7 protein-coding genes are annotated in these 7,688 nt (G+C 40.4%); all 7 read right to left on the bottom strand.

Features of this window, described 5'->3' with window-relative positions; genetic code table 11:
• Window positions 1-97 precede the first annotated feature (97 nt).
• The 7 genes from rodA to radC all read right to left on the bottom strand — a co-directional run bounded on the left by rodA (window position 98) and on the right by radC (window position 7,551).
• Complete coding sequence (rodA, locus tag QZ548_RS06180; protein ID WP_005386038.1) at window positions 98-1,201, bottom strand: rod shape-determining protein RodA; 1,104 nt, start codon at window positions 1,199-1,201, stop codon at window positions 98-100.
• Between the two features lie 8 nt (window positions 1,202-1,209).
• Window positions 1,210-2,133: a P-loop NTPase gene (locus tag QZ548_RS06175; RefSeq protein ID WP_295869102.1), complete on the bottom strand. Its 924-nt coding sequence runs from the start codon at window positions 2,131-2,133 to the stop codon at window positions 1,210-1,212.
• Between the two features lies 1 nt (window position 2,134).
• A complete protein-coding gene (gene mrdA / locus QZ548_RS06170) occupies window positions 2,135-4,057 on the bottom strand; it encodes a penicillin-binding protein 2 (RefSeq protein ID WP_295869101.1) in 1,923 nt (640 codons plus the stop codon).
• A gap of 23 nt (window positions 4,058-4,080) precedes the next feature.
• Window positions 4,081-4,572 (bottom strand): rod shape-determining protein MreD, encoded by a 492-nt coding sequence (gene mreD / locus QZ548_RS06165; protein ID WP_105085900.1) that lies wholly within the window; start codon window positions 4,570-4,572, stop codon window positions 4,081-4,083.
• A complete protein-coding gene (gene mreC / locus QZ548_RS06160; RefSeq protein ID WP_105089430.1) occupies window positions 4,569-5,486 on the bottom strand; it encodes a rod shape-determining protein MreC in 918 nt (305 codons plus the stop codon). The genes mreD and mreC overlap by 4 nt, the downstream gene beginning before the upstream one ends.
• Window position 5,487: 1 nt before the next feature.
• Entirely contained in the window at window positions 5,488-6,525 is a 1,038-nt protein-coding gene (locus QZ548_RS06155; protein WP_105089431.1) for a rod shape-determining protein, read from the bottom strand.
• Between the two features lie 327 nt (window positions 6,526-6,852).
• On the bottom strand, window positions 6,853-7,551 hold the full coding sequence (radC, locus tag QZ548_RS06150) for a DNA repair protein RadC (RefSeq protein WP_295820229.1): 699 nt from the start codon (window positions 7,549-7,551) through the stop codon (window positions 6,853-6,855).
• Window positions 7,552-7,688: the final 137 nt, after the last annotated feature.

The raw sequence follows: 7,688 nt of genomic DNA, 5'->3' as shown, positions 1-7,688 counted from the left end.
TTTTGGACATGTTGTAACCATGACGTATCTAATTGAATCATACATCCTCCGTCTTTTCTGAAAGACTTCTTTCACAATCAATCCTAAAAATAGGGTTTTAAAAAATATATTTCGTCCGTTGCATAGCAATATTTAACAAAATACCGATACTCAACATATTAGTAGTCAACGCACTAACACCATAGCTAAGGAATGGCAATGGAATCCCTGTAACAGGCATAATACCAATAGTCATACCTACATTAACGAGTACCTCAAAGGTAAACATGGTAGCAATACCTGTAGCTAGTAACATACCAAAATTATCATTACACATATAGGCTACTTTAATGCTTCGATAAATGAGCATAAAGAGCAAGAATAACACAATGATACAACCTACAAAACCAAATTCTTCACCAATAACGGAGAAAATAAAGTCCGTATGGTTTTCTGGTAAGAAGTTCAACTGACTTTGCGTACCATTAAAGATACCTTTACCAAAAATCAAACCTGAACCAATGGCAATCTTAGACTGAATAATATGATAGCCAGATCCAAAAGGATCAATATCTGGATTTAAAAATACGAGAATACGTTGTTTTTGGTATTCTTTCAGTACGAACCACCCCAAAGGCATCAATAATAAACCGGTGCCTGCAATAATTTTTATGAGTCTTGTTCTAATACCAGAAATAAATAACATGCCCACAAAAATAGCAATATACACAAGAGATGTACCTAGGTCAGGCTGTAAGAATACGAGTGCAATAGGTACCCCAACATATAATACAGGCAATATTAATGATTTAAATGTATCTAACTTGCCAATACGAGGCTCTAGCATTTTAGCCATGCAAATAATCATGAGCAATTTAGAAAACTCTGATGGTTGAATCGTAATAGGTCCCAATTGAATCCAGCGTTGGGCCCCCAATGCAGAGGTACCAACGGCCATAACGGCAATCAACATCAAAAGGGTAATGGCGTAAATGATATTACCCCAATCCTTTAGGCGATGGTAGTTAAGAAACTGCATACCTATCACAACAGCTACATTAGCTAGGAAAAATATGAGTTGTTTTACTACTAAACTACCAAATCCAATAGGCTCTTGATTAACATGGGTTGCACTGCCAATGGCTGCTAAACCAATACAAACAAGTAAGAAAGTACATATGATAATAGCCCAGTCGCTATCGTTCCATAGTTTCCGCCACATCATATCACCTATTTCAATTTACGACGGCGCCATAAGCTTTGCTTACCTTGCACTAATAAGCGCTGAGTAGTCCAACCGCCGCGATTAATATAGAGAACATTATTCGAGTCTTCAAAGATAGACTCACCAGCTGCAGCAAGTGTAGGTGTACCTTTTTTTTCTGTAGCAGCCTTTTTCTTCGCTACATAGGCATCAAATTGCTTTTGTACATCATAATCTTCCCAGCAATCCCCAGTTACAACATAGTCCACAAGAGGTGCTAATACATTGCGGAATTCATGAGAAGCTAAATCTAACAGCTGTCCATCTTGTGTATAGGTTAACACATCTTCATCATAAGGAATCATAGCCCCTACATATTCGGCACGAAGAACTTCTAGCATATCGTATAAGTCTAGGTCTTCACCATCTGTAGGTACTGCATTAAAAGCAATAGCAAAATCGCGAATATTATGTTCCTCACACACTTGAATCATGCGCGCTCCATTACGTAAGGATACCCATAACGGATGTGTTACAACAATACAGCGATTTACCAAGTCTAAAATAGATTCTATGCCCTTACCAATACCGGCTGGAGCATCAATCAAAATATAGTCATATACATCACAAAGTCGACGAACTAATTTCTTATACTTCTTACGACCTATATCTTCCCAACGCGCACTTTGACTAGCCGGTAAGAAATCTAGATTTTCTGCAATTGATACAATAGCATCATCTGTATATTCTTTATCTTCACTCGCATCTAGTGCATCATAGATGATTTCATCTGCTACACCTAACACAAGATCCAAATCGCGCAATCCAAAGTCCCCATCACAGAGCAATACGCGGTGCCCTGCATGACTTAAGGCTGCACCCAAGCATGCGGTGACAGTCGTTTTACCTACGCCACCCTTGCCGGATACAACACCAATGATTTCGCCCATACTAATCCTTTCTTGGTTGCCCACTAGTTACTGCCTTCTCCGGTTTTTGACCATTCGTCGTATTGCCTACAGTGGCAGCATCTTTATTACTTTTAGTATTTGTATCATTCGTTTTTTTATTCAATGGTACATTGAAATATGCAGCTAACACATCTCGTACGATTGGGCCTGCAGAACCGGCACCAAAACTACCTTGTTCAACGAGTGCAACCACAACAATTTGCGGTTTATCATATGGTGCATAGGCTACGAACCAGCCATGATCTCGGCCATGTGCGTTTTCCGCAGTACCAGTTTTACCCGCTACATTTATAGGGAATCCTTTAAATAAATCCCCTGCTGTACCGCCCTCATTCGTTACATCACGCAAGCCTTCTCGAATGAGATCCATAATATTTTTAGGAACTGGTAGAATCCCTAATTTATCAGGTCCAAAAATTTCTTTTGGCGTGCCATCTTTATTATCGATGCGGCTTACCACATATGGTCTATATTTAATACCTCCATTAGCCACTTCACTGAGCATTACGGCCATTTGTAATGGCGTAACCAATGTGAAGGATTGACCAATTGCGGCATCAAAGGTTTCCCCTAAGTACCAATCTTCATCATATACTTTTCGTTTATACTCAGGGCTTGCCATAATGCCAGCGGCCTCACCCGGTAAATTAATACCAGTCTTTTCACCTATGCCAAAATACGCAGCATATTTATCGAGATTTTCTATGCCTACACGATTACCCATTTCATAGAAGTAAACATTGTCAGACTTAGCAAGTGCTTTATTAAAATTAAGCCAACCTAATGCTTCACCTTCCGCATTTCGTTTATCGATCAACCAGTGCTTACCACTGTCAAAGATCATCTCTTCAGGAGTAACCTTTTTAAGGTCTAATGCGGCCGTACCAGTAATAATCTTAAACGGTGAACCTGGAGGATATTCACCAGAAATAACCTTATTATCAAATGGATGATTTTTATCATTGTTTAACTGATTCCATTGAGCCGTTGTAATGCCTTTCGCAAACCAGTTTGGATTGAATTCAGGAGCGCTGACCATAGCTAAAATAGCCCCTGTATTAGGATCCATAGCCACCACTGCTGCCCCTTGTGCCGGAATACCTTGAGCACGCAACTGATTAAGCTGGTTCTTAACAGCCTCTTCAGCAGCCTTTTGAAGGTTTACATCAATGGTTAAATGAATATTAGATCCTGGTACTGTATGCTTTCTATCTACCTCAGCTACAGGACGACCTGTAGCATCGACTTCAACTTGCTTACCACCATCAGTGCCACGCAAGATAGAGTCATATAATTTCTCAAGGCCAGAACGACCTAGAATAGTACCACCACTTACCAGTGTATTAGGATCTTGCTGTTTTAACTCTTCTAATTCCTCTTCGCTTACTTCACCAACATAACCAAATAGTTGAGAAGCCATCGTTTCGTATGGATAGTATCGAAGTGGCTCAACATCAATCGTTACCCCCGGCAATTCATGTCGATGCTCTTCAATGGTTGTTACTACGTCCATTGAAATATCATTAGCGATACGTATTGGCTCATAGCCATACTTGTGATCATTAACCTTCTTTTTAATATCTTCAGGCTTCATTTTCAATAAAGCTGCTAATTTAGCCACTTCACCATCGTCCAAAGCCTTTCCTGTAGGCATGATAGATATTGTATAAGCAGGTCTAGAGCCTACAAGAATTTGACCATTGCGATCATACATAATGCCTCGTGCTGCAGTCATCGGTACCATGCGTAGACGGTTACCTTCCGCCTTAGCTTGATAATAACCGCCAGCCAAGATTTGTAGCATAAATAAACGCAATGCCAATACTATGAATATGCCCGCTACAATGTAAAAGAGTACATCAAAGCGACTCGTTTTTCTTCGTTTATAGAGGCCTTCAAGCACTCTTTCACCCCCTTACCAAATTATTACCAAATATAATCTTGTTGTTCATCCTTACGCCACAACAATCCATGTACGATAGCAGCCAATACGCCGTTCCAAAACAATACAGGAATAACCATATGCCACATATATAAGCCAATATGCAAATCCCCACCACTAGCCAAGATCATAAGGCTACGGATAAAACCATCTAGCAAGGTACATATGGCAACAATAGCACTAGACCAATACCAACGTTCTTCATAGAGTCTATGTTTTACAGCGGATAATAGGTAAACCACAAGAACGTAAGGGAATAAATGAAGCCCAAAGAAATTAGATATCAATACATCATGAACGATACCACCTATAACAGCGGCCATTATTCCCATACGACGCCCTTTAAAAAGAGTAACCATAACAATGATGGTCAAAATTAAATTGGGTAACCAATTCGTATGAAAAATAGCAGGCAACAATTGAGCCTGTATAAAATAAATTAAGAATCCACAAAGGACTAAAGCTAGACGCGTCATGGTTTAACGGCCCCCTTTGCCCCTTCTACTTGATCTCGTTGTGTTTGAGGTACAAGCTTAGGCTCAAGCCCTGGTTTTTGTGGTGCACTAACAGAAGATGATGTAAGAACAAACACCTCTTCCAAACGGTAAAAGTCTACACTAGGTGTGATAACGGCATTCTTAACAAAGCCTTCTGTATCATTTTCGATAGACTGTACATTACCAACAGGTAATCCTTTTGGATAGATACCACCGTACCCAGAGGTTATTAATTTATCCCCTACTAATACATCGCCATCACGAGCAATATTTACCATTGATGGTGTACGAGGTGAATCTCCATCACCTTTTACAACACCAGATAAACGAGATTCAGGACGCTGTACGATAACACCGATTGCACTACGCGGGTCAAGAATAGTTTGCACACGAGAGGAATGAGGATACACATCGGTAATAAAACCAACTACCCCACTTGGTACAACGACAGCCATATTAACGGCCATTCCATCTTCACTGCCCTTATCGATAGTGAAAGTATTTGTCCATGTACCGTAATCCTTTGTAATAATACCAGCCAATGTCATGGAAAATTCCGGATGACTACTCTTATAGTTAAGAAGCTGGCGAAGTCGAATATTTTCTGCCACTACCTCATCATAGTTAACTACCTTTTGTTCTAAGGCAGCTTTACGAGATGCTTCCTCATCACTTTCAATCGTTGCAGAAATAGCATTATTAAGCACTGTGAAACCTGTTTGCACACCGTCAAGTAAGCGTGCAGAGCCATAGGCAAATGGTGTTGTAATACCTTCAAGAGTAACAGTAACAAAAGGAATACTAGTTCGTTGTTTCCATGCAAATCCGAGCAAAGCCAATAGGATACAGCTAATAACAACGACGATAATTAACTTTTTATCTGACTGTATCATATTAGTCTTGGCCCTTTCTATTTTTAGAATTTACAATAAATCGCGATAAGCTCACTAAGTCCGATGAAGCCCCATTAAGGCCTACAACAACTTTCGTCTCAGGTGCATCGGGAACGTGTACAGGCACACCTAATTCGCCACCAATACGCTCTGCCAAGCCAGACAGTTGCGCTGTACCACCAGTGAGGTAGATTCCATATTGCATAATATCGGCTACAATTTCAGGTTCAGCGGAACGAATCATTTGTTTTAATTCATCCAAAAGACCTCCGATACAGTCATTAACAACTTGGTATACTTCAGACTGATGAATGACACAACGTCTACCTAAGCCATTCATCATGTCACGGCCTTGAAAGGCATATTCCGCATCTTCTAATGGTGCCATAGCAGTGCCTACGGTATGCTTAATATCCTCTATAATTTCATCAGAAACGATAACCCCAAAACACTCGCGTACATAGCGTAGCAATGCATTATTGATATCTGAGCCACCAAAGCGTATAGTTTTGCTATCTACAATACCGCCCAATGAAACAATACCCATATCTACGGTGCCACCACCAATATCAATGACCATAGATCCACGAGCTTCAAAGATAGGTGCACCGCAACCAATAGCTGCAGCCACAGGACGTTCAATAAGAAATACTTCGCGGGCTCCCGCCTGAATAACGGCATCCATCATCGCTCTTTGCTCAACATCAGTCATCCCACAAGGAACACCAACAAGAACTCGAGCACGACGCAATGCATTAGATACCTTATTCAGAAAATAGTTAAGCATCGTATGCATAACGCGATAGTCCACAATAAAGCCATCTTTCAACGGTGTCAAAGGTCGCCACATATCCGGCATACGCAATACAAGACGAGCCGCTTCATCCCCAACGGCTACTACTTTTTCTTGTTTCGTATCAGTGGCTATAATAGATGGCTCGCTTATAACGGTTCCTCGCGTCCCCCCCATGAGGCGCGTCTGTATGGACCCAATATCTATACTTACATCTTTTCCTAGAGTAGGTAAAATGGAACTCATAGTAAAATCTCCTTCATTACATCATCATTCCATTTTACCACATATAATGCGACTTTTTCTATTAATATCAAGGCTTTTACCATTGTTAAAAGCACAGAAAATGCATAATTCAAGTACCCTTAAGTCATACATAATTTACACACTCACAAGTGATACATTACAAAGCCACCTATAGGTCGAATAAAATAGAAAAAGCACCCATATCATGATGCATTCTCTATTTACTAGACATAATAAAGAACGCATCATTATGAGTGCTTATTTACTGATACAACAAACTATAAAGCCATAATTATACGGTTTTAAACCTTATCATATAAGGATAACTTAACTGAGTTTACCGATTTCACTAAGGCTAGTGAATTCATTATCACCAATGACGATATGATCTAACACAGGTATCCCCATGAACTGACCTGCACTGACAAATAACTTGGTTAGTCGTATATCTTCATCACTAGGACGACTATCGCCGGATGGATGATTATGTATTAAAATAATGGCCGCCGCATTACACGCTATGGCCTTCTTAAAAACAGCACGCTGCTCTACAAGGCTAGATACTAACCCTCCATTAGAAATATGTTCTAACTGAATTAACTTATTTCGAGACGTCAACATCGCCGCCCACACATGCTCTACCTCTTCGTGGCGCAAACGCTCCATTACATATTGAGCTATCACAAAGGGTTGGGAAAAGTCTTCATAAGTTTCCTTGATTTTAAGTTCCCCTAATCGCCGCCCCATCTCAAGAGCTGCACATAAGGTTACCGCTTTATCTGTACCAATACCCTTGATTTTAATAAGCTCTTCAACGGTCATTCGATTCAAACCATATACGCCATCATCAAAGGATTGCACGATATCGCTAGCTAAGGAAATGGCCGACTGCCCCTTAACCCCTGTACGCAATAAAATAGCTAATAGTTCCTCCATCGCCATATGGGATGGCCCTAGGGTAAGAAACTTCTCTCGCGGCCGTTGAAACGGCAACATGTCTTTTACACTTACTGTTGGTACTTCCATAGAATCTCTCCATTCAAATAGATAACACCATCTATCGATCAAGCAACCAACACATCTACTCTCTTTATATATTACTTGCACAGCACAGCACAGCACAGCACAGCACAGCACAGCACAGCACAGCACAGCACAGCACA

The organism is uncultured Veillonella sp., assembly GCF_915069625.1.
In the GTDB taxonomy this organism is placed as follows: domain Bacteria; phylum Bacillota; class Negativicutes; order Veillonellales; family Veillonellaceae; genus Veillonella.
The sequence above is the reverse complement of the archived record's forward strand: the minus strand, read 5'-3'. Positions and strand labels throughout refer to the sequence as shown.